This window comes from Arthrobacter sp. TmtSoilC77 (assembly GCF_059739415.1).
In genome coordinates this window covers 4,135,433-4,152,353 of the sequence record NZ_AP046050.1, presented here as the reverse complement: position 1 = coordinate 4,152,353, position 16,921 = coordinate 4,135,433, and the positions used below count along the sequence as shown (strand labels likewise).

At 62.4% G+C, this 16,921-nt stretch carries 18 protein-coding genes; 6 read left to right on the top strand and 12 right to left on the bottom strand.

Annotated elements, in window-relative coordinates:
* Positions 1-5: 5 nt before the first annotated feature.
* The 9 genes from AC6I99_RS19160 to AC6I99_RS19120 form a co-directional block, all read right to left on the bottom strand.
* Positions 6-344, bottom strand: a complete 339-nt coding sequence (locus AC6I99_RS19160) for a hypothetical protein (protein ID WP_224165488.1) — start codon at positions 342-344, stop codon at positions 6-8.
* Positions 345-347: 3 nt separating this feature from the next.
* Positions 348-1,868 carry a phage baseplate assembly protein V gene (locus AC6I99_RS19155; RefSeq protein ID WP_497961517.1) on the bottom strand — a complete coding sequence of 507 codons (1,521 nt, stop codon included), beginning with the start codon at positions 1,866-1,868 and terminating at the stop codon, positions 348-350.
* A complete protein-coding gene (locus AC6I99_RS19150; RefSeq protein ID WP_224089204.1) occupies positions 1,865-2,623 on the bottom strand; it encodes a CIS tube protein in 759 nt (252 codons plus the stop codon). Before AC6I99_RS19150 ends, AC6I99_RS19155 begins: the two co-directional genes overlap by 4 nt.
* 1 nt (position 2,624) lies before the next feature.
* Complete coding sequence (locus AC6I99_RS19145; protein ID WP_497961515.1) at positions 2,625-2,825, bottom strand: hypothetical protein; 201 nt, start codon at positions 2,823-2,825, stop codon at positions 2,625-2,627.
* 976 nt (positions 2,826-3,801) lie between these two features.
* On the bottom strand, positions 3,802-4,281 hold the full coding sequence (locus AC6I99_RS19140; RefSeq protein WP_159708998.1) for a phage tail protein: 480 nt from the start codon (positions 4,279-4,281) through the stop codon (positions 3,802-3,804).
* A 1-nt stretch (position 4,282) separates the two neighbouring features.
* Complete coding sequence (locus tag AC6I99_RS19135) at positions 4,283-5,770, bottom strand: phage tail sheath family protein (protein ID WP_497961513.1); 1,488 nt, start codon at positions 5,768-5,770, stop codon at positions 4,283-4,285.
* A 36-nt stretch (positions 5,771-5,806) separates the two neighbouring features.
* A complete protein-coding gene (locus AC6I99_RS19130; RefSeq protein WP_309928535.1) occupies positions 5,807-6,448 on the bottom strand; it encodes a hypothetical protein in 642 nt (213 codons plus the stop codon).
* A 629-nt stretch (positions 6,449-7,077) separates the two neighbouring features.
* Positions 7,078-7,854: a hypothetical protein gene (locus AC6I99_RS19125; RefSeq protein WP_224089197.1), complete on the bottom strand. Its 777-nt coding sequence runs from the start codon at positions 7,852-7,854 to the stop codon at positions 7,078-7,080.
* A gap of 11 nt (positions 7,855-7,865) precedes the next feature.
* Entirely contained in the window at positions 7,866-8,477 is a 612-nt protein-coding gene (locus AC6I99_RS19120; RefSeq protein ID WP_224089195.1) for a hypothetical protein, read from the bottom strand.
* A gap of 452 nt (positions 8,478-8,929) precedes the next feature.
* On the opposite strand from AC6I99_RS19120, the gene AC6I99_RS19115 reads away from it, so the two are divergent.
* Positions 8,930-9,211 (top strand): hypothetical protein, encoded by a 282-nt coding sequence (locus tag AC6I99_RS19115; RefSeq protein ID WP_497944301.1) that lies wholly within the window; start codon positions 8,930-8,932, stop codon positions 9,209-9,211.
* Here AC6I99_RS19115 and AC6I99_RS19110 read toward each other — a convergent pair.
* Genes AC6I99_RS19110 through AC6I99_RS19100 form a run of 3 tightly spaced genes read right to left on the bottom strand, consistent with a single transcriptional unit; the run spans position 9,208 to position 11,018 of the window.
* Positions 9,208-9,804, bottom strand: coding sequence for a Fic family protein (locus AC6I99_RS19110; protein ID WP_224089191.1), 597 nt, complete (start codon positions 9,802-9,804; stop codon positions 9,208-9,210). The genes AC6I99_RS19115 and AC6I99_RS19110 overlap by 4 nt on opposite strands.
* On the bottom strand, positions 9,801-10,037 hold the full coding sequence (locus AC6I99_RS19105) for a hypothetical protein (RefSeq protein ID WP_224089186.1): 237 nt from the start codon (positions 10,035-10,037) through the stop codon (positions 9,801-9,803). Before AC6I99_RS19105 ends, AC6I99_RS19110 begins: the two co-directional genes overlap by 4 nt.
* Before the next feature lie 48 nt (positions 10,038-10,085).
* On the bottom strand, positions 10,086-11,018 hold the full coding sequence (locus AC6I99_RS19100) for an NAD-dependent epimerase/dehydratase family protein (protein WP_497961510.1): 933 nt from the start codon (positions 11,016-11,018) through the stop codon (positions 10,086-10,088).
* Positions 11,019-11,154: 136 nt separating this feature from the next.
* Here AC6I99_RS19100 and AC6I99_RS19095 point away from each other — a divergent pair, with 136 nt between their 5' ends.
* The 5 genes from AC6I99_RS19095 (at position 11,155) to AC6I99_RS19075 (ending at position 16,912) form a co-directional block, all read left to right on the top strand.
* Entirely contained in the window at positions 11,155-11,907 is a 753-nt protein-coding gene (locus AC6I99_RS19095; RefSeq protein ID WP_497961509.1) for a TetR/AcrR family transcriptional regulator, read from the top strand.
* Between the two features lie 41 nt (positions 11,908-11,948).
* The gene (locus tag AC6I99_RS19090; RefSeq protein ID WP_497961507.1) at positions 11,949-12,755 is read left to right on the top strand and encodes an oxygenase MpaB family protein; all 807 of its coding nucleotides are present in this window, start codon (positions 11,949-11,951) and stop codon (positions 12,753-12,755) included.
* On the top strand, positions 12,748-13,701 hold the full coding sequence (locus tag AC6I99_RS19085) for a DUF817 domain-containing protein (RefSeq protein WP_497961505.1): 954 nt from the start codon (positions 12,748-12,750) through the stop codon (positions 13,699-13,701). The genes AC6I99_RS19090 and AC6I99_RS19085 overlap by 8 nt, the downstream gene beginning before the upstream one ends.
* Positions 13,702-14,363: 662 nt before the next feature.
* A complete protein-coding gene (dnaK, locus tag AC6I99_RS19080) occupies positions 14,364-16,229 on the top strand; it encodes a molecular chaperone DnaK (RefSeq protein WP_497944306.1) in 1,866 nt (621 codons plus the stop codon).
* A 2-nt stretch (positions 16,230-16,231) separates the two neighbouring features.
* Positions 16,232-16,912 carry a nucleotide exchange factor GrpE gene (locus AC6I99_RS19075; protein ID WP_309928529.1) on the top strand — a complete coding sequence of 227 codons (681 nt, stop codon included), beginning with the start codon at positions 16,232-16,234 and terminating at the stop codon, positions 16,910-16,912.
* The last annotated feature ends 9 nt before the right edge of the window (positions 16,913-16,921 follow it).

Here is a 16,921-nt window from a genome sequence, read left to right as displayed (position 1 = left end):
CTCTCTCATGAACCCGACCCCACGAACGTTTGGCCGGGCCGGCGCACGTTGTATTTGACTGCGCCCGGAGGTGTGCCGTCGGTGAAGCCCTCCACAGTGTCCAGGCAGATGGCTTTGCCCCCGATTCTGATGAAGGTTGAGTAGCCCTTGGTGACCGGCAGGGTTTTATTGCATGGTTTGATGTTGATGCCAATATGCGGGCACATGCTGATATCCCGGTCTTGGGGATCCGTCGCCACCAGGATGGGTGACTTTTTGATGCGGACCCACTCCTGCGACGGTACGTTCTCCACTTTGCCGTCGTGCCCACAGCGCAGGATGGCCTCCTTGACCAGGATCCTCATGGCTTAGGCCTCCTCAAAGTCGACTGATTTCGCGCGAATTCTCATGGCTTTACCCGGAGCTTCCAGGACCAGGTCCGTGGCAGCGGTGATTCGAAGCTTGTCCGGCCCCAGCTCCACCGACGAGCCATGTCCGTCCGTGAAACTCACGGTGCGCGCACCGCCGTCGAGCACTATTTGTTGGCCGTCCGCACTGCGGAACGTATAACGGCTCTCCCGTGGTGTGCTGACGTTGTTGTCGGGCGTTTGTTCGCTGCCGTACAGGCCGCCGAGGATGATGGCCTGGGCCGGATCCGTGGCCGGAAGAAGCACCAGGACGTGGTCGCCCGGAGCTGGCGGGGTGACAATTCCCTTCCCGGAACCGGCGGCCGCAGTAAGCACAGGAGCCCACGCGGTCTGGAGATCCGGGTATGCCGGCAGTTGCACACGGGCACGCCCCCGGGCTTCGGGATCGTCCACGTCAGTGATGATCCCGAGCGTAAAGACGTCCGGTCGTCGTTCAGGGACGGGGCTGGGCGGGCGGGTGGTCAGGGTGGTTTCGTAGCCAGTGCCGTCCAAACGGTGTGAGGCGCTCGCGATCAGGTACGTTCCCTCGATGGATGGCGCCACCCCCTTGATCCTGACGCGCCCACCCGCCCTAAGCCGCGGATTGCCCTCGGCCACGAACACCGCCGTGACCTGGCCGGCCATCCTGACGTCCAGCTCGGACTGCGCCAATCCGTCCGCCTCCTGGGTGGATTCCAGTACCTCGTTGTCCCGCCGGAGTTCGCCGCCCGCGCCCACACTGGCCAACGTCGGGTCAGCTGTGACGCGGGCCTTCGCGTCGCTGCTGCTCGTTTCGGCCTTGTGGACTGTGGCATCCTCCGCACGCCAGCCGTTGATCATTGCGGACGCGTACGCGGGTTCCTGGCTGACCTCGATCTCTGCCGAATGCAGGGACTCCCCGAGGCTAAGCTCCAAGGGTTCGCCTTCGCCGTCGAGTCCTGTGAGCCTCAGGGCGCCGTCGTGCACCACAGGGTAGGCGCCCACCCGGGCACTTTGTTCCACCAGGAGGCTCAGGTCCGTGCGGGCGCACTGGTACACCTGACCGAGTTTCGCCCCGCCTCCCACGACGTCCAGTCCGGTGCCCTCGCAAAGTTTCCGTGCGAGGCCTGCGAGATCCACGTCCTCGTGCAGCCTGGTGAATTGGCGCTTCCTCAGACGATGGAGGGCATCGTAGGCACGGATGCGGATTTCTTGTCCGAGGTTGGCCTCGTAGCTGTACTCCACCACGGTCACCTCACCCACGAAGAGCGGAGTCCGATGGCCGCCGAGCTCAACCCTCAGGGCATCACCGGGGGCCGGATCCACGCCACCCCTGGCCGCAGCAGTCCTCCCCGGGCCGGGTCGCCAACTGATGAGGCACTGGGCTGGCCTCGCCAAAGAACCCAGCACCTGGACCGAAACGATGGCAGCTGTTTCTGCGGTTGTCAGTCGTCGTCTACCCAGGCTGACGATGAGTTCGGGAAGGCCCTGGACCTGCCTCATGGTGCTTCACCAACCGGCGGAACGGCGAGCGGCCCGCTGAAGTGAGCGGGGTCGTCAATGTCGTTGTACTCCAGGAGCAGCTTCCAGAGCAGGGGCGTCCCGAAGGCCTCAACCGAAAGACGCCCCAACTCAGCCGGCGGCACCTCGGGAAGGAGCTCGCCGCCGTCGGGCATTGCTGCGTCCCTGTCCGTGCTGCCATCGCCCGTGACAGCCAGCGTGTCCACGGGCGGGGCCGTCAGATCCACGGCAGGGAGTCGCTGGGCGAGCTCGTAATTCTCCCCGCCTTCCTCGTCGGCAGACTGGCCCACGCGCACGAAGACCATCCGCATCCAGGACCTCAGCGGTGAACCGTCAGGGGCGAAGCGGTCAAAGCGCTCCGCCACTTCGGTCACGATTCCCGGCACATTCCACGCGCGGCCCCAGACAAACCGGACCGACGGCGGTCTCCGCTGGCGCTGAACCTCGGCGCTGTTCTCCGCGAGCGCCCAGATGGGCCTGGTCATTTGCCGCACGTCCTGCACATGGAGCGACGCCGGCGCGAGGTCGACGTCGAAGAGCAGGTCCAGCCTCAACTCGGTGTGGCCGCCTCCCGTAAAAAGCAGGGGGTCATCGGCCAGTCCGCTGCCGCTGAGTTTGCCGCCCGCACTTCTCCGGGGCTCCACTCCGGCCGAGCGCTGCATCACCACCGTTTCCGGGTTGAGGAGGCAGCCAAGATGTTCCCCGGTGTCCTCGATCAGGAAGGCGACACGTTCCATGTCAGACCGCCAAGTGTTCGTCAGTGAGGCGGGCTTGGCGGGCGATTGCCTGGGTTAGCGGGGTGGTTGCCGGACTTGCTTCGTTGGCGCTTGTAATGGGCCGCGGGGCAAGGTCCGGCCAATTGCCCTTGAGGGCCGGTGCCGGGGTATGGGTGTGTTGTGGGGCCTGCTCTGCGTTCGATTCTTGGTTTGAAGGGCGCATGTCGGACCCCGCAACGGGGGGTGTCTTCGATGGGTTAGTGTGTTGGCGCAGCGTGGGGGTGTGTTGTGGGGCCTGCTCTGCGTTCCATTCTTGGTTTGAAGCAGGTATATCGGGCCTGGCGACGGGGGGTGTTTTCGATGGGCTCGTGTTTAGGGGCAGCGTGGGGGTGTGTTGTGGGGCCTGCTCTGCGTCCCGTTCTTGGTTTGAATGGCGTGTATCGGGCCCCGCGACGGGGGGTGTCTTCGAGCGGGTCGTGTGCAGGTGCAGGGCGGGGGTGTGTTGTGGGGCCTGCTCTGCGTCCCGTTCGTGGTTTGAAGGGCGCATGTCGGGCCCCGCGACGGGGGGTGTCTTCGAGCGGGTCGTGTGCAGGTGCAGGGCGGGGGTGTGTTGTGGGGCCTGCTCTGCGTCCCGTTCGTGGTTTGAAGGGCGCATGTCGGGCCCCGCGACGGGGGGTGTCTCCGAGCGATGAGGGCGAAGTCCCAGCGTGGGGGTGTGTTGTGGGGCCTGCTCTGCCTCCCGTTCTTGGTTTGAAGGGCGCAAATCGGGCCCCGCAACGGGCGGCGTCTCCGAGCGATGAGGGCGAAGTCGCAGCGTGGGGGTGTGTTGTGGAGCCTGCTTTGCGGGCCAAGAGCGTCCCCAAGCACGCAGTGTGGGCCTCGCAACGGGAGGGGTGTTGGTCGGCGCGGAGGGAGGGACCAACCCGGCGTCGCGCAGTAACTGGACCCAATGCTCCGGTGCACCTTCCACGTTCAGGCCCCGCACCGGCGTCGAACTTTCCCACGAAGAAGGCTCCGAAACGCCCGCGTCCTCGGCCGAAGGCCCCAACGCGCCGACACTCAAAACGCCACCTCCAGAAACACCCGCACCCGGAGAACCCACACCCGGAGAACCCGGGTCCTGGCCCGACCCACGATCCAGCCATGCAGCCACTGCCCGCAACCGGTGCGCAGCCGCCCGCCGCCAGGAAAACCCAGGCTCAGGCCACGGGAGCGCGGGCATCGTCGAGCTCCAGGCGGTCGTATGCGATGCTGAGGGATTCGATGGCGAGGTCCTTGCCCAGTGCGTCAAGGGGTGCGCCGAACCAGTCGCATGGCCAGGCCCCCAGGAGGTTCCAGCGGCGGACTTCCACGGAGCCGGCATCGTTGAGCATGGCGATGGAGACGTTCCGGCGTTCCACCTTTCCGTCCACGGCTTTGAAGAGCCACTGCAGCATCTCGGTGGAGTCCGTGAGCCCGTACTTCAACGTCACCGGGGTGTACTCCACTTGCCCGGGGATGACGCGGACTGTGCTGTTTTCGCCGCCTGAGCGGTAGAGGATCCGGTCGATTTTCAGGCCGAGGCCCTCAACTTTGGTGAAGTGGCCCTGGACCACGCCTTGGATCACGAGCTTGAAGTTGTAGGCCCGATACGGATCCACCACGTTGCCCGGTTGGGCGGCAGGTGTTGGGGTTGTCATGTCAGGCTCCTGCGCTCTCTGTCTCGCTGGTGTTGTCCGCCGACTGCATGAGCTTGAAGATCACAAACTCGGCCGGTTTCACGGGCGCGATCCCAATCAGAGTGACAACTTGCCCGGCATCGCGGACCTCTGGAGGGTTGGTTTCTTCGTCGCACTTCACGAAAAATGCCTGTTGAGGAGTAGTCCCGAGCAGGGCGCCGTCCCGCCACACGTTGGTCAGAAACGCCCCGATATCGCGCCGGATCGACTTCCACAGCGTGTGATCATTGGGCTCAAACACCACCCAGCGGGTCCCGTCGGCCACCGATTCCTTGATCATGTTGGTCAGGCGACGCACATTCACATACCGGTATTCGCTCGCCTCCGGAGCCTTGGTCCTGGCACCCCAAATCCGGATGCCCTCGCCCGGGAAGTACCGGATACAGTTCACGCCCGCCGGGTTCAGGACCTCCTGCTCCCCACGGCTCACGCGCCGCACAAGATCGATCGCGCCTTGGATGGGCTCGTTGGCTGGCGCCTTGTGGACACCGCGGGTGGCGTCAACGCGCGCCCAAACGCCTGCAATATGGCCCGACGGCGGCTGCGTCACCTTTTTCCCGGACACGGGATCGATCATCACGATCCACGGGAAATACAGGGCCGTATAGCCGCCGGGGGATTGCGGGGCGCCGAGATCCTGCTGCCCGCTGGCTTCGATGGCTGCCCCCTCCCGGCTGCCTGCGGCGGCGGGTCGCGGTGAGTCGGGCCAGTCGGGGGAATCTGAGGAAACCGAGGAGGAAGACGACGGCGTGCTGTCGCTGGCTTTTGTGCCTGCAGGTTGTTCAGACGTGTCTTCGGCTTCGCTGGCTTCAGCTTCGTCGGCGTCGCCCGAGCCGGCGTCGCCCGAGCCGCCACCACCCGAGCTGCCACCACCTGAGCCGGCGTCGCCACCCGGCCCCTCATCCGCCGTCGACCGCTCGTCTGCCGTGCCCGAATCCCGCGCACCTACCGGAACGCCGGACGTCGATGCCCTGGTGAGCGCCCCGACGTCGTCAACTTTTTCCACTGTGTCCATGATGGCCATGCGGTCCTGGCGGAGCGGGTGCTCCACATGCGCCGCCAGTGCCGCATAGGATTCAGCGTCCGCGAAGCCCGGCGCAGCCACCATGGAGATGTCGTCCACGGCCTCGAAAAGCGTGAGGCCTGTGGGCTTGGTGGCTGTGCCCGTGAGGCTGCCGTTGGCCCCAATGTTCACCACATAACAACGGCTTCCTCCGTTTGAGAAGAAGCCGTAAACAGCGTTGGAGAGCGGCGTGCCCGCTGTCGCGTTGCCGACATATTGGTCAACGAACTGGGTCCAGTTGTCCAGCACACGGAGTTCATCCACCAAGGCGTCCTGGTCCGGCGCTACGCCTACGAACGCTGCGATGCTGGTGTTGACCTGCCCGATTGCGCGTGCGCCGCTGGGCACTTCCTGAACATAGACGCCTGGCGCCTGGTAGTTCGCCATGGTGCGCTCCCTTTCCTGCCCGCGGTGTCCGCGGATTTACTCCCACCGGATGATGACCGGCAGGCTGCTGGTGCTGGCCGAGACTTCCTTTTCGGTGCCGCTTACTGCCACGGCAAAGTGCTGGAGTTCATCCGCCGAGGCCAGGACCTCGAAGTGGCCGGTCGCATCGCTGACGACTGCCGTGGCGGAAGAATGGGCATGGATGTAGGCATCGGGGATGCCTTTGTTGTGGACGTCAACGAGCCGTCCGTGGATTCGGCGGGCAACGCCAGTCTTGGCAATGAGCGGTTCAAGGACAGGCGGTCCGGAAGGCTCTTCGAAGCGCAGCGCCACGGGGATCCGGACAAGGAACCCGAGCCCTTGCCGGATGGCGCCTGAGTACTCCTCGGGACGGAATTCGCCGGTGGAAACTACCGAGTATTGGCTGTGGCGTTCCACGGCCAGGAGCAGTTGCTCCATATTGTCCAGTTGTTCGGGGCCGTGGCATTCCACTGCCACCCGGAGTTCGAGATCCAGGACCGGGCCATCGCGACGTGACCTTCCCACGCGGTTGAGCGTGACTGCATGGACGGTGACGGGAGCGTCAGGGGTGGAAACGACGGCGTCGGGGGAACCGTCGTCGAACCTTACGCGCTGCGGAGTGACGGCGTCGGAAAGTACCCCCAGAAGGTCGGTCAACGACGAACGCACATAGCCCACGGCAGAACCCAGAACTCGAAAGGTGACCAGAATTGCAACTGGGACTAGGTTACTCCCGCTGTTGCGTGTAGTCACTGGGGAAACAGGAGTAACTCCATTCGATTGAATCTGCAAGTGGGCGCGTGGATGCGAGTCACGTTGTGAAGGCGAGATCCTTGATTGCAATCTGTGCAGGAGTGGGCCAGTCGGGCTTTGAGCGGGACGAGTCGTGCCGCGGCGTGGTGACCGAAAGCGAGCTTCAATTGCCCTGGTTGGTCCCGATGTGCCTGTCGTGGACGAAATGCCAAATGAGTTCTCGCCGGGATGGGCCTAGGCATAGACGCCGGACCTATTGTATGGAAGGAGTTAAACGCCAGTTCGGCATGTTTGGCGATGGATAATCGACAGGACACTCGACGATGCAGCTCTGCAGTTTGCCCCCGCCATCAGTCATTTTCTCGCAGGATGCGGTGTTTCTGCCCGGTTATGAGTTTAACAGTGCTTCCCCGCCCCTTCGAGCGCCACGTGGCCAGCAAATGCCGCTGGAGCAGACAGTGTCTGAAAGTAGCTCCAACGGTGAGTCGTTTCGCTCTACCCGGGAACCACACGACGACTGCAGGGCAAGGTGGCTAAAGTGGCGCGATCAGGTTCCTGAGTTCCACTTCCCGCTGCCCGAGCATCGTTATCTGCGATCCGGAAGGAGTGTAATGGACCAAATGTTTGCGGTGCAGGCCGGCCAACGTACGGCCAAGATTTGCCCTCATAGAATGCGGGAGCCAGTCGGCTAGGGTTGTCTTTGCGACAGTGTCAGGAGCCGCCCAATAAAGCAGAACGAGAACGTGATCGCTCGTTCCGATCGTCTTAAGTAAGCGTGGCTTACCATCAAAAATCTGAATCATGGGAACTTCACGTGTAACAAGCGCCTCAATCGTTTCCTGAGCCTCCTCGGCGCTCATCGCATGATAGAGACGTACTAGTTCCGCAAGTACCCATCCCATTGTTGAAACGACCAACGAGGCATCTTGTGTATTCGGATCGATACCGTCCGATAGATGCGCCGTGTTGCGCTTGTTTCGAATGTCGTAGATAACTCGAAGGGCGCGAGGAATATGCAGTCGGACGCTCTCAGCAACGGAACCCGACGGCAGGACCGCCAGTCTGTTGATTATGGTTTCAGCTTTGAACTTTGGATCTGAAAGTGCAATGTACCCTTTCGTCGTTTCCCATTCCAAAATCCGAAGTACAGCTTCTGAGAAGCGGCCACCCGCCACGGCGTTCGGCATGTAATCTCCGAGGTGAAAGCGTCGTTTAGCCTCTACGAAAGCGTCCAAAAGCTCCCGCACAAGCTCTTCGGGCATCCCCGATGCAGAAAAGCCGCTCTCTACCTTGGCGTAATCAAGCCTCAAGTAGACCCCCGCTAGTCGTGGGTGCCGCGGATCGACGCGACCAATTCCTTCAACTCGCTAATCGCGTCTGGTTTTGTTTTGAGCACCTTCGCCTTAGGCGGGCCGGCAAAGTTCACTCCTTTAGCCGATGCCAAATGGCGTGTAAAGTTGGCAAGGTCGTAGCACTTCAATCGCTCACACTCCTTTCGGACCGCCGCTACTCTGTCGCCTGATTCATCTAGGCCAAAGTGATAGGCCGCAGTCAAAGCAAGTGTCACAGCTCTTGTCTGGACTGACCGTGAGGGACCAAGCTTCCTAGCTGGAACGTTCAGTCCGGGCAGACCCTCGTGCAGATAGAACACCTCTTCAAGTGAGTCTCGATCAATGCCTGTTTCCCGAGAAAATCTACCGAAAAAGTCATCGCTGGATTCTTGAACGACAGGCAGGCGGCCGGAGGTTTCCGGTTCAGGGCCGCGGGCAGTGTTGGTTTGGGGTGGGGCTGCAGGTAGCGCTGTCGTGGTGGAAGACAGGGCAACCCCTTGCAGGCTCAATGCGGCCTTGAAGGCTATTTCATGAAGATGCTCTGGGACTCCTGATTTTTCCACGGCGTCCCAAGCAGCAGCAATTTGTTCGGTAATATCCACTTTTCCCCTCCACAGCAGTTGCTCGAACGCTACCGGTAAGTAACAGGATCAATAAATAGGACACGCCGCCAAGAGCGTGGCCATTGCGCCCGTTCCACGCAAGGGCTTCCTGGTCTACCCCGGACGTCAGGCAGCCCGAGGGGTTACCTGATTCACGGCTCTAGGAGCAACATCGCTGCAGCCCCCGGACCTTGTCCGCAAACTCGTCGTCTCCTCGGTGTCGTTCCGGCCCGACGGCGATCGCGGCGGAAACGCCGAAGCTATGGCCTCAATGACCGTGGACATATCGCCGGCACCCCGATGGAGCAGCGCTATCTGGCTGTTTCGCCGCATCCGGACCTCGAGCACCCGCAGGTTCTGTTGGACAAAGTCGGCGGCTCCAGCGGATGGAGTGAGGACGAAATCCGCGGAATCTCTGCCCCAAGGTTGATCACGGCGGGCGTGACTGCGACATGGTCAAGCTCGAGCATGCGGTGCGGTTCCTCCAGCTGCTGGGAGGAGACGTGAACGGCGACTTCTATGGTGTGCCCGCATCGCAGCTGGCAGCGTCTCCCGGCATCGCGCATCTCTTTGGGTTGGCGAGGACCGCGCTGCTGCAGGACGTCGTTATAACCTTCCTGGATGCTCCGCCGTCTTTCGGCATGGAAGGACCGGTGATTGGCCGGAGTTATTTACGGGCCGTTCCTTGTTGCCCGCTCCGAACAGAACGCTCGTGCGTGTTGGATCGGCTTTAGTTTCCCAAATCGACCAGTCCGACAACTTTGAGGAGACCCGCAGGATTCATCGTTTGGTCGGCCTCCCTCAAAGCGCTGAAATAGTCCGGCAAGCCGATGGCTGGTCCCCAGTCAAAGGTGTACTGCGACGTCAGGCTATATAAGAGGAGATCAGCGAAGAGTCGCGTGACCCGACCGTTGCCGTCCACAAAAGGGTGGATCATGACCAAACGATGATGAGCGGCCATTGCCGCCCAGAACGGGTCAATATCATTCTCGACCCAATAGGCGATCGTACCCAATTCTTCAGGAAGTCTCTGCCGGATCATCTCCGGGGGCACACCTATGGATACTTCCTTGTCGCGGATCTTTCCTGCCCACGCCCAAACATCTGAATAACAAGCACGATGCAGGTCGAACAGAGTCTGATAGTCACAGAGATCGAGCGCTGTGATCCGGCCATCCGCGATGGCTTCCATCATCTCGGATTCGATGGCAAGAATTCCCTCGGCTTCGGCCTGGTAGACCTCTTGTTTTGTCGCAAATGAAACGCCATCAACGAATGCAACGGCGTCCTCGGGATCTACCGGTGTTTGATCGTAGTTCGGGGTCATTCCTTCGAGCCGCCGCGCGATTCTCTACGCTCGAAGGATCTGGCGGCTATGTTTGCAACCGCTTCGGCGGATGCCCGCGTGTGCTTAAGGGTAGGTCTTGCGGTAATCGTCCGTCCCTCAATGGCCATGGAGGCACTCACCTGTTCGACGAGAACGTCGGCAGGAACACGGATGGCTGCTCGCTTCTTCGTCATGGCGGCGGTAATCGCGGGTGAGTAGCTGACCTTTTTCATAAGTGACTCCTTGCGGATGATGTCTCAAACCATTGTGTCACCTGCTGCCTACTTCAATTCCCGGACAGCGTCCCGCCACCACGCCACTGTTGCTGCGGCAGCTTCCGGGAGGGGCGTCGGTTCGAGGCCCAGGAGACGCTGGCTTTGGGAGGAATCCATCACGAACGGCCGCTCGAATTGGTACAGCATCTCGGCAAGCTCCCGCATATCGGTCGAAAAGAGACCCGCCGTCCTCAACACCCACCCGGGAATGGCACTCACCTTCGGAACAGAAACGCCGGCAGCATCAGCGAACGCCGCAGCAAGTTCGCCTTGGGTCAGGGCTGGGCCGGTCGGAGCATGGAGCACGGTGTTCCAAAGCCTTGGATTCCGGGCCGCCGCGATCATGGACGCCGCGAGGTCCGGGACATACGTGAACGAGTGCGGTTGCTGAGCGCTGCCAATCACCTGGACGGATTTTCCCTCCGTGACCAGCGGAACCATCCGCTCGCCGGCGTGGGCCATCCTCACCCGTGGGCCGAAGAAGTCACCGGCCACGACGCTGACTGTGTTGGCTTTGTGCGCAGTGCGGGCCCTAAGCAGTTGCGTACGGACCCCGCGCTTGCCGCCTGAGGCTTCCCGAGGACCCGCTTCAGTCATCACGCTGTCCGGCTCGCTATAGGAATAGAGGCTCTCTGGAAATACGACGACGGCGCCCGCGTCTGCCGCTGCATCCATCACCACTTGTTCGGCTTGCGGTAGCTCGGCCGCCCACGCTGCGGCGCGGTATGCCGATCCGTGGATGCAATGGAAGACCGCGGCCGCACCGTTGAGTGCCTGGCCTATTTGCTTGGGATCGGAGGCGTCGACGCGCATCCGTTCAATGAGGGGATGGTCCGGGCCGCTGCCGGAGCGGGTCAGAGTGCGAACGTCTTCCCCCTGCTCAGCGAGCTGTTCGGCGACGGTCCAACCAACGGGTCCTGCTCCGGTGACGACGTACATGCTGATCTCTTTCCTCGAAGTTCAATCTAATGAGAGAGCACTGCTCTCTGAATTCAGAATGAACCTCAGCGCTGTCAAAGTCAAGAGCAGTGCTCTCATTTGTTGATGGTGCTCTCCCTTGTGGCAAGCTGGTTCCATGTCCTCCTCAGCGCCCGGCGCCGAAGCTGCCCCTAAAGCCCAGCCGAAAGCCAAGCCCCTGACTCCCCGCGAGCGTGCACGTGCTCAAACCATCGCCGATATTGTCCGCCTCGGCCGGGAGCACCTCGCCGTCCACGGTGCGGCGGGGCTGTCGCTGCGGGCTGTTGCCCGGGACCTTGGCGTCGTTTCTTCGGCCGTTTATCGCTACGTGGAAAGCCGGGACGAACTCCTCACGCTCTTGCTCATCGACGGCTACAACGAGCTCGGCGACGAAGTGGATGCAGCCGTAGCGGCTGTTCCCGAGGATGATTTCGCAGGCCGGTTCCGCGCCCTGGGCAAGGCTGTTCGTGCGTGGGCGCTCAAGGAACCAGCCAGCTATGCCCTGCTTTTCGGCAGCCCGGTTCCCGGCTATCAGGCACCAGGTGAGCGAACCACGGTTCCCGGAACACGTGTCATCTATCGCCTCGTGGGCATCTTTGAGGCAGCTCATCGCGCAGGCGCCCTGGAGGCGGAAGTGAATCCCGCCGTCGTCATCCCACCAGGCTTGGCAGAAGACATGCGGAACATCCGGACTGAACTTGGGGTCACGGTGCCCGAGTCTGCGCTGGCTCGGGGCGTGCTGGCGTGGACGTCCGTCTTCGGGGCTGTGAGCTTTGAAGTGTTCGGCCAGTATGGGCCGGATACGTTCGCCGCGCGCGACGAACTTTTCGAGCACCAACTGCTGGTCCTCCAGGGCATGGCGGGCCTGTGACCATCGGACCAGCGACCAGCAGCAGACGGTAAAGTATCAAGATGGTTCGAGGGCTTGCTGACATCGGCGCGGAGGGCATATTGCTCGCCGGCGCCGGGCGTGCCATCCTCCTTCAGATCGCTGACCCGAGGGTGGGGCACGGCGTCGCGGACCATAGCGACTTTGCCCAGCGGCCACAGGATCGTTTGCGGGCCACCCTGACATACGTTTATGCGATCGTTTACGGTTCAGACGAGCAAGTTGCTGCGGTTCGCCGCGCCGTCAACCGCGCCCACGCTCCGGTGCGCCGGAACCCTGACGATGCGACAAAGGGCTACAACGCTTTCGACCCCGGTTCGCAGCTTTGGGTTGTCGCCACCCTGTACGACACCGCCGTCACCGTTTACGAGCAAGTGCATGGACCGCTCGACGACGATACCGCCGAGCGCATGTACCGCGACTATGCACGCATTGGGACGGCATTGCAGCTTCCCGCTAACATGTGGCCGCCGGACCGTGCAGCCTTCGCAGGGTATTGGTCGTCGCACGTGGAGATGCTCAGGCCTGATGAAAAAGCCCGCAAGATAGCCAGGGATTTGCTGTATCCGGCAGGTGGGCCGGCACTCATGCGCCTGGCTATGCCGCTTGCCCGCTTCCTGACCGCCGGCCTGCTTCCGGACCACCTGCGCGAGGGCTTCGGCTTGGAGTGGACTCCCCGCGATGACCGCCGCTTCGAGCGGACCATGCGGTGGCTCGGACGCGTCTATCCCCGGATCCCGCGGCGGATACGGCACTGGCCCAAGGACTACTACCTCAGCCACCTGGAAACCACCCCGTCCAAGTCGAGGGGCAGGGCAGGGAATGCGTAATTCGACCTCGGTGGAGCAAGCCATCGACGACCTCGCGCACCGCTATCTGCAGCGTACGCATGCAGACATGCAGCACGCCCACGGTGGCCGACTCCGCATGCGCCTTACCGAGTTCGTGGTGTTCGGACTGAAGCAGGCATGGGCCTGCGTCTTCGGTGCGGCCCTGCTCGCGGTGATCATCGCGGCGCGTCTCTGGTACCCGGACGACGCCGGCCTGGCGCGGAATGACTTCCTGACCATCGCTGCCGTCGTCATTCAGATCCTGATGATCAGTTTCAAGCTTGAAACGTTTCGCGAGTTGCGGGTGATCCTGCTGTTCCATGCGGTGGGAACAGTCATGGAGCTGTTCAAGACAGACGTGGGCTCGTGGTCTTACGAGGCCGAGGGCTTCCTCCGGATCGGTGCTGTTCCATTGTTCAGCGGCTTCATGTATGCGGCTGTGGGCTCGTATATGGTTCGTGTGTTCCGGCTCTTTGACCTCCACTTCGACCACTACCCATGGCGGTGGATCACGGCTCTTGTGGCTGCCGGGATCTACGTGAATTTCTTCTCGCACCACTACATCTTTGACGCACGCTGGGTGCTGCTTGCCGCCGTCGTGCTTGTCTACGGGCGGTGTGTGATGCACTTCCGCGTGTTCCGTAAGCGCTTCCGGATGCCGATCCTGGTGTCCTTCCTTTTGGTGGCGCTGTTCATTTGGTTCGCCGAGAACATCGGCACGTGGTCCCACGCGTGGCTCTACCCCAACCAGGTGAATGGCTGGCAGGCGGTCTCGATCGATAAGCTCCTCGCCTGGTTCCTGCTGATGATCATTTCCGTGGTGCTCGTGGCGTGGGTGTACAAACCTGAGCCGCCACCCTTGGGCCCTGCCGACACCCGAATCCCTGACGACACCCAAATTCGCGGGGGACGCCCGGATATCCGTGTCGCCCGCCCGCCGGAGTGACGTCGGGCCGTTTGCGTGGCATCACGCTTCGCCGCGGGCGGCCTTGAGCGCCGCGCGCCTGGCTTGGAGTAAAGGCTCGACGTCGGGAATCCGCCTGAGGTCCATGGCTTGCGTATCGCTACGGTTGCCCCGCGCATGGATGACGATTCCATAGCTGCCTGCAGCTCCCGCCGCGAACCAGTAGTCGGTTCCGTTCCAGCGGGCCAGTGGCTGGATTCGCAGGAAACGCGTTCCCGTGCACTACGCCACCCTCACTAGCGTCCATCTGCCATGAACCCAGCATCAAGGGTCCGCCCCAATCCTCAAGCCGGAACAGGGGGAGGCGCTCGGCAGCATGCCGGACCCTCTCCTCCAGCTCGTCGTTCATAGCCCAGAACGCATCCGGCGGCATGAATCCAGCGAAGTCCATCGCGTAAGTCTGCCAGTTCACGCTGGGCGAAACCACCCCTCAGAACCGCGTGATTCCGGGACAAATTTTGGCCCGAAAGACAAACTTGAGCGCACCTCACTCAACTTTGGATTGACATTGAAACGAGGCTGAGTACAGTTGAGTGCAGAACGCTCAACTAGCCGATTGTTGAGTGGGCTCCCGATAACCCAACCGCCCAACGGACCGGTGCCGGGGGCAATCTCCAACATCGGCCATTGAAAGGAAACAAGATATGTCACGTGCAGTAGGTATCGACCTCGGAACCACTAACTCCGTGGTCTCTGTCCTTGAAGGTGGCGAGCCCACCGTCATCGCCAACGCAGAAGGCGGCCGCACCACGCCGTCGGTCGTTGCGTTCTCGAAGTCCGGCGAGGTCCTGGTTGGCGAAATCGCAAAGCGCCAGGCCGTCAACAACATCGACCGCACCATCGCTTCCGTCAAGCGCCACATGGGCACCGACTGGTCCGTCGCCATCGATGACAAGAAGTACACGCCGCAGGAAATCTCCGCGCGTATCCTCATGAAGCTCAAGAACGACGCCGAGAGCTACCTGGGCGAAAAGGTCACCGACGCCGTGATCACCGTTCCGGCATACTTCAACGACGCCGAGCGCCAGTCCACCAAGGAAGCCGGCGAAATCGCAGGCCTCAACGTCCTCCGCATCGTCAACGAGCCCACCGCGGCTGCACTGGCCTACGGTCTGGACAAGGGCAAGGAAGACGAACTCATCCTGGTCTTCGACCTCGGTGGCGGTACCTTCGACGTCTCCCTCCTCGAGGTTGGCAAGGACGAAGACAACTTCTCCACCATCCAGGTCCGCGCAACCGCTGGCGACAACCGCCTCGGTGGCGACGACTGGGACAACCGCGTCGTCGAGTGGCTGCTGAACCAGCTCAAGATCAAGGGCATCGATCTCTCCAAGGACAAGATCGCCCTCCAGCGTCTCCGCGAAGCTGCAGAGCAGGCCAAGAAGGAACTGTCCTCCTCCACCAGCACCAACATCTCCCTCCAGTACCTGTCCGTCACCCCCGACGGCCCGGTCCACCTGGACGAGCAGCTGACCCGTGCCAAGTTCCAGGACCTCACCAAGGACCTGCTGGACCGCACCAAGAAGCCGTTCCACGACGTCATCGCCGAAGCCGGCATCAAGGTCTCGGACATCGACCACATCGTCCTCGTGGGTGGTTCCACCCGTATGCCCGCTGTTTCCGAGCTCGTCAAGGAACTTGCTGGCGGCAAGGAGCCCAACAAGGGCGTCAACCCGGACGAAGTTGTGGCCGTCGGTGCGGCACTGCAGGCCGGTGTCCTGAAGGGTGAGCGCAAGGACGTCCTCCTCATCGACGTCACGCCGCTGTCCCTCGGCATCGAAACCAAGGGTGGCGTCATGACGCACCTCATCGAGCGCAACACGGCTATCCCCACCAAGCGTTCCGAGACCTTCACCACCGCAGACGACAACCAGCCGTCCGTGGCCATCCAGGTCTTCCAGGGCGAGCGTGAATTCACCCGCGACAACAAGCCGCTGGGCACGTTCGAACTGACCGGCATCGCTCCGGCACCGCGTGGCGTCCCGCAGGTCGAGGTCACCTTCGACATCGACGCCAACGGCATCGTCCACGTGTCCGCCAAGGACAAGGGCACCGGCAAGGAACAGTCCATGACCATCACCGGTGGCACGGCACTGTCCAAGGAAGACATCGACCGCATGGTCCGTGAAGCCGAGGAACACGCCGCAGAGGACAAGGCCCGCCGCGAAGCTACGGACACCCGTAACTCCGCCGAGCAGCTCGCCTACTCCGTGGACAAGCTGATCGCCGACAACGACGACAAGCTGCCCGAAGAGGTCAAGACCGAGGTCAAGGCCGACGTCGACGCCCTCAAGTCCGCGCTGGAAGGCACCGACGACGCCGCCGTCAAGACTGCGTTCGAGAAGCTGCAGGCTTCCCAGACCAAGCTCGGCGAAGCCATCTACTCGCAGGCAGCCTCATCTGACGCTCCGGGCGCCGGCGCTGAAGGCGCTCCGGCCGGCGAGAAGACTGCAGCCGACGAAGACATCGTCGACGCTGAAATCATCGACGAAGACGAAGCGAAGAAGTAGCCATGCCCCACCACGGCAACGAAGCAGAGCACTCTGAAGGAAACGGCGACGAGCGCGAAGGCGCCCGTCAGCAGAAACCGGTGATTCGGGACAACCGCAAGGTTGACCCGGAGACCGGGGCTGCCCGCCACCCCGAAGGCGAAGCTGCTGCTCCCACCGAAGGCAACGCTGCCCCCACGGAAGGTGACGCTCTGTCCCAGGCTGAGGAAATCCTCAACGGGGTAGAGGTCCCTGCCGAGGAGTCGGTAGCCTCCGGCGCCGCGGCTGAAGCCCAGGCAGCGGAGCTCCGCAACGACCTCCTTCGCCTTCAGGCTGAATACGTCAACTACCGCAAGCGCGTCGAACGCGACCGCGCCGTAGCAGGAGAAATGGCCGTCATTGGCGTCCTGAACTCCCTGCTCCCGGTGCTGGACGACGTCGACGCCGCACGCCAGCACGGTGACCTCGAGGACGGCCCCTTCGCCGCCATCGCTACCAAACTGGAAAACGCGCTGAAGACGTACGGACTGGAACGCATCGCGGAAACGGGTGTCGAATTCGATCCCACCATCCACGAGGCACTCATCCAGCAGCCCGGCGAGGACATCGACGTGGACACGGTCAGCCAGGTGCTGCGCTCCGGATACCGCTCAGGTGAGCGGGTCCTGCGTGCAGCCCAGGTGATCGTGGCTGTACCGGCGTAAGTTCCACCG

What these genes read in the sequence shown, in the direction of transcription:
- AC6I99_RS19160 (WP_224165488.1), bottom strand. Translation starts at nt 344, where the DNA reads ATGAGGATCCTGGTCAAGGAGGCCATCCTGCGCTGTGGGCACGACGGC.
- AC6I99_RS19155 (WP_497961517.1), bottom strand. Translation starts at nt 1,868, where the DNA reads ATGAGGCAGGTCCAGGGCCTTCCCGAACTCATCGTCAGCCTGGGTAGA.
- AC6I99_RS19150 (WP_224089204.1), bottom strand. Translation starts at nt 2,623, where the DNA reads ATGGAACGTGTCGCCTTCCTGATCGAGGACACCGGGGAACATCTTGGC.
- AC6I99_RS19145 (WP_497961515.1), bottom strand. Translation starts at nt 2,825, where the DNA reads ATGCGCCCTTCAAACCAAGAATCGAACGCAGAGCAGGCCCCACAACAC.
- AC6I99_RS19140 (WP_159708998.1), bottom strand. Translation starts at nt 4,281, where the DNA reads ATGACAACCCCAACACCTGCCGCCCAACCGGGCAACGTGGTGGATCCG.
- AC6I99_RS19135 (WP_497961513.1), bottom strand. Translation starts at nt 5,770, where the DNA reads ATGGCGAACTACCAGGCGCCAGGCGTCTATGTTCAGGAAGTGCCCAGC.
- AC6I99_RS19115 (WP_497944301.1), top strand. Translation starts at nt 8,930, where the DNA reads ATGGTCAAGCTCGAGCATGCGGTGCGGTTCCTCCAGCTGCTGGGAGGA.
- AC6I99_RS19110 (WP_224089191.1), bottom strand. Translation starts at nt 9,804, where the DNA reads ATGACCCCGAACTACGATCAAACACCGGTAGATCCCGAGGACGCCGTT.
- AC6I99_RS19105 (WP_224089186.1), bottom strand. Translation starts at nt 10,037, where the DNA reads ATGAAAAAGGTCAGCTACTCACCCGCGATTACCGCCGCCATGACGAAG.
- AC6I99_RS19100 (WP_497961510.1), bottom strand. Translation starts at nt 11,018, where the DNA reads ATGTACGTCGTCACCGGAGCAGGACCCGTTGGTTGGACCGTCGCCGAA.
- AC6I99_RS19095 (WP_497961509.1), top strand. Translation starts at nt 11,155, where the DNA reads ATGTCCTCCTCAGCGCCCGGCGCCGAAGCTGCCCCTAAAGCCCAGCCG.
- AC6I99_RS19090 (WP_497961507.1), top strand. Translation starts at nt 11,949, where the DNA reads ATGGTTCGAGGGCTTGCTGACATCGGCGCGGAGGGCATATTGCTCGCC.
- AC6I99_RS19085 (WP_497961505.1), top strand. Translation starts at nt 12,748, where the DNA reads ATGCGTAATTCGACCTCGGTGGAGCAAGCCATCGACGACCTCGCGCAC.
- dnaK (WP_497944306.1), top strand. Translation starts at nt 14,364, where the DNA reads ATGTCACGTGCAGTAGGTATCGACCTCGGAACCACTAACTCCGTGGTC.
- AC6I99_RS19075 (WP_309928529.1), top strand. Translation starts at nt 16,232, where the DNA reads ATGCCCCACCACGGCAACGAAGCAGAGCACTCTGAAGGAAACGGCGAC.